This is a genomic window from Bacteroides sp., assembly GCA_036351255.1.
Classification (GTDB): Bacteria; Bacteroidota; Bacteroidia; order Bacteroidales; family UBA7960; genus UBA7960.
This window is the reverse complement of sequence record JAZBOS010000098.1, coordinates 1-3020: the sequence shown is the minus strand read 5'-3', so window position 1 is coordinate 3020 and position 3020 is coordinate 1. Positions and strand designations below refer to the sequence as shown.

Annotated in this window: 4 protein-coding genes; 3 read left to right on the top strand and 1 reads right to left on the bottom strand. The window is 49.6% G+C overall.

The genetic code is table 11. From position 1 onward, the window contains the following. Nucleotides 1-864, bottom strand: an 864-nt coding sequence (locus V2I46_09670; protein ID MEE4177766.1) for a fatty acid desaturase, incomplete at its 3' end; no start/stop codon positions are given. Between the two features lie 241 nt (nucleotides 865-1105). Here V2I46_09670 and V2I46_09665 point away from each other — a divergent pair. The 3 genes from V2I46_09665 (at nucleotide 1106) to V2I46_09655 (ending at nucleotide 2855) form a co-directional block, all read left to right on the top strand. After that, nucleotides 1106-1597, top strand: a complete 492-nt coding sequence (locus V2I46_09665; protein ID MEE4177765.1) for a hypothetical protein — start codon at nucleotides 1106-1108, stop codon at nucleotides 1595-1597. A gap of 261 nt (nucleotides 1598-1858) precedes the next feature. Continuing rightward, a complete protein-coding gene (locus V2I46_09660) occupies nucleotides 1859-2359 on the top strand; it encodes a hypothetical protein (protein MEE4177764.1) in 501 nt (166 codons plus the stop codon). A gap of 16 nt (nucleotides 2360-2375) precedes the next feature. Further along, nucleotides 2376-2855: a hypothetical protein gene (locus tag V2I46_09655; GenBank protein ID MEE4177763.1), complete on the top strand. Its 480-nt coding sequence runs from the start codon at nucleotides 2376-2378 to the stop codon at nucleotides 2853-2855. Nucleotides 2856-3020: the final 165 nt, after the last annotated feature.

Here is a 3020-nt window from a genome sequence, read left to right as displayed (position 1 = left end):
GTTGGCAGCAAAATCCACAGTAGCTTCGATCTGGTGTTGCCTCCAATCGCAATGAATATTCCCGTGTTTGTCGGGCAGCCGGTATGCTGATTCCCCGGTAACATGCACAGGCACGAGAATGAATCCTATGAACAGGCCAATGGCAAGATGCATCAAGACATGGTACGTGAACATTTCAGCCCATGAAATGCCCAATATCATTTTAGGAACCACAATCATGTAGCCGACAAAAAGAATCTTGGTTAAAACAAGAATCCAAAATTCCCTTACCGGATGCCCGGGGATGGTCTTATTCCCGAAGTTATGCTGCAACAGCAGTTTAAAATCCTTGATATAAATGATGTTAATACTCAGCAGGGAATATAAGAATGGGGCGTATATGTGCTGGTATCTATGAAACCATTTGCGGGTAGCATTCGGATTCAGACGAACCAGCTTGCTCTGGTCAATATCATCGTCCTTCCCCGGTATGTTGGTAAAGCCGTGATGGGCAACATTATGTTTAAGTTCCCAGAAATAGCTCGAAATACCGGCCAAATTCCACATATAAGCCAGGGAACGATTGATCCATGGCCTGTCAGAAATCGCGTGGTGCGAGGCATCATGTGCGAGTGAAAAAAGCAGAATGGTAATCAGAACCCCAAAGAAGCCAAAAAGAAGCGCCAGGCGCCAGCCGCTAAATTCATTGCTGAGAATGGCCAAATAGCATATCAAGGTGAGCAGGAAATAGGTAACTATTTTGGCAACAAAAACCCAGTTTGCTTTTTTGGTAATAGTATGTTCGTCAAAATAGGCGTCTATCCGATGGTTTAAAACGTTGAAAAATTCATCCTTACGAGAACGGTCAAATTTTACCTTTTGCATGGCGGTATCCCTGTTTTGCAGCTCCTTTAAAGATAACCTTTATTTTCTGTTTGGTTCCTTCAGTCCCTTATATCAAATGGGGTGAAGAAGGAGAATACAGGATCCTTCCCTTGAAACCGCCGCGAATCCCCAAAAATGCGAAAGGCAGCCATTCCATCTCTCAATGAGGCCCCTATTCCTCTGACCCACGTCATTGCACTTCCCCCTCCCCTGAAATACCTTCCAATAAAACACCTAAGCCATGAAAACCCTGCGACTCCTTTTCGTTCTGACCCTCGCTTGTACCCTTTCCGCGGCCCATGCTCAAAAGGTAAAAACCTATAAAGCCTGGGTGACTTTAATGGATAAAACAGAGGTCAAAGGAACATGCTATGCGGCGAATGAAGATGAATTTGTGATTCTGGGCGAAGATTTGAACCAAATAGGATTTGCGCCGGAAAGCATGGCGGCAATCAAATTCAGAAGACAGGGAAATACGGGCAAAGGGGCCTGGATGGGTGCAATAGCCGGAGCGACTATTGGGGTGGTAATCGGTCTTGCCAGCACTCAGGATGCCTACATTTCCCAGGGGGGCGGGGCGCTGATCGGAGGGCTGATCGGAGCCCCTGTTGGGGCACTCGCCGGTGCAGGCCTCAATTCAGGCCGGGAAAAGTTCCTGGTGAATGGGGACCAGGCCACGTATTTGGCGCTCCTTCCGAGACTCCGACAATATGCCCCGAAGAACGGCTTGTAGGTCATAAAATCTTCCGGAAATGGTTGTTGGGCATCTCCTACTCACATTCAGTCGGGCCAATGTTCCAAAGCCGTATCGTGCATCACAAGACCTGGGCATGCCTGAGCCAGGCAACCCTTCACCCAAACCTCCGATTGCCTCGGCTCACAGGGCTTTGCATTCAAATTATATGCGAGCCTTCAGATTCGCAGGCCCATACCCTGACTTGCATCATTGCCTGATCTGCAGGTTCAAAATACTTTAATCAATAATGCCCGAGCCATGAAAACCCTATACCTCCTGCCAGTTCTTGCCCTCGCTTTCACCCTGACCACAGGCCACGCTCAAAAGGTAAAAACCTATAAAGCCTGGGTGACCTTTACCGACGACATCCGCATCAGGGGTACCTTCTATTCGGCAGAAACCGATGGGCTGATTCTGATGGGGGACGACCTGAACGAGATCAGGATTGACCCCAAGACGGTCAAAACAATCTCATTCCGAAGAAAAGGCAGCGTGGGGAAAGGGGTCTGGATCGGCGCTTTGAGTGGAGCCGCGGTTGGAGCGATTGCCGGATACGCCAGCGGGGACGACGAACCAGGATGGTTTTCGTCCACCGCAGAGGAAAAGGCCGCTGGAGGCGCCATCTTTTTGTCCTTTCCAGGGGCAGGCATAGGGGCGCTCTTTGGTTCCAAAAGAACCATTTACCCCATAAATGGAGATTACCAAACCTATTCAGGCCTGCTGGCTGAACTAAAAAAGTATTCCCCGTCTGGCCAATAAACAAACTCTTCCTGCTATGAAAACACTTCGCATCTTCCTGGCACTGATCCTCGCCTTTGCGGTTGTTTCCGCTTATTCCCAAAAGGTGAAAACCTACAAAGTCTGGGCGACTTTAACCGATAATACCGAACTAAGGGGTTACCTGTATTCGGCAGCTGCCGAGGGCCTGGTGATCAAAGAGGAAGATTTTACTGAAAAAACGATTCTCCCGGAAACCATTGCGGTCTTGAAATTAAGGAGAGAGAACAGCCTCGGCAAAGGTGCCTGGATAGGCGCCCTTGGCGGACTGGTATTGGGCGCCGCTGCCGGGTATGCCGCTGAATCGGGCAGCGGCTGGGAAGATGTTGGAGCCATAGGCGGAGGAATCATAGGCGCACCGATTGGGGCTCTTATCGGCGTGGGTGTTGGTTCCTTCAGGAAAACCTTTATCATAAATGGGGATCGGGCCACTTACCAATCCCATCTTGCCGCGCTTCAGGAAGTTGCGCCGCACTAATCGGCAAGTGTCGGGTTGAAAATAACGTATGCCCGGGAAGCAGGAGCGACAGGATCTTCCTTTACCTGCCCTTTTAAAGTGGGTTTGTATCGGCCCTTCCCTTAAGCTCCTGTTTAACAAGCAAATAGCCCATAAATCCAGCGAGAAGTCACCTCCGGTATGCGT

Bases quoted from the DNA above. Each gene is read 5' to 3' on its own strand.
- V2I46_09665 (MEE4177765.1), top strand. From the start codon at position 1,106: ATGAAAACCCTGCGACTCCTTTTCGTTCTGACCCTCGCTTGTACCCTT.
- V2I46_09660 (MEE4177764.1), top strand. From the start codon at position 1,859: ATGAAAACCCTATACCTCCTGCCAGTTCTTGCCCTCGCTTTCACCCTG.
- V2I46_09655 (MEE4177763.1), top strand. From the start codon at position 2,376: ATGAAAACACTTCGCATCTTCCTGGCACTGATCCTCGCCTTTGCGGTT.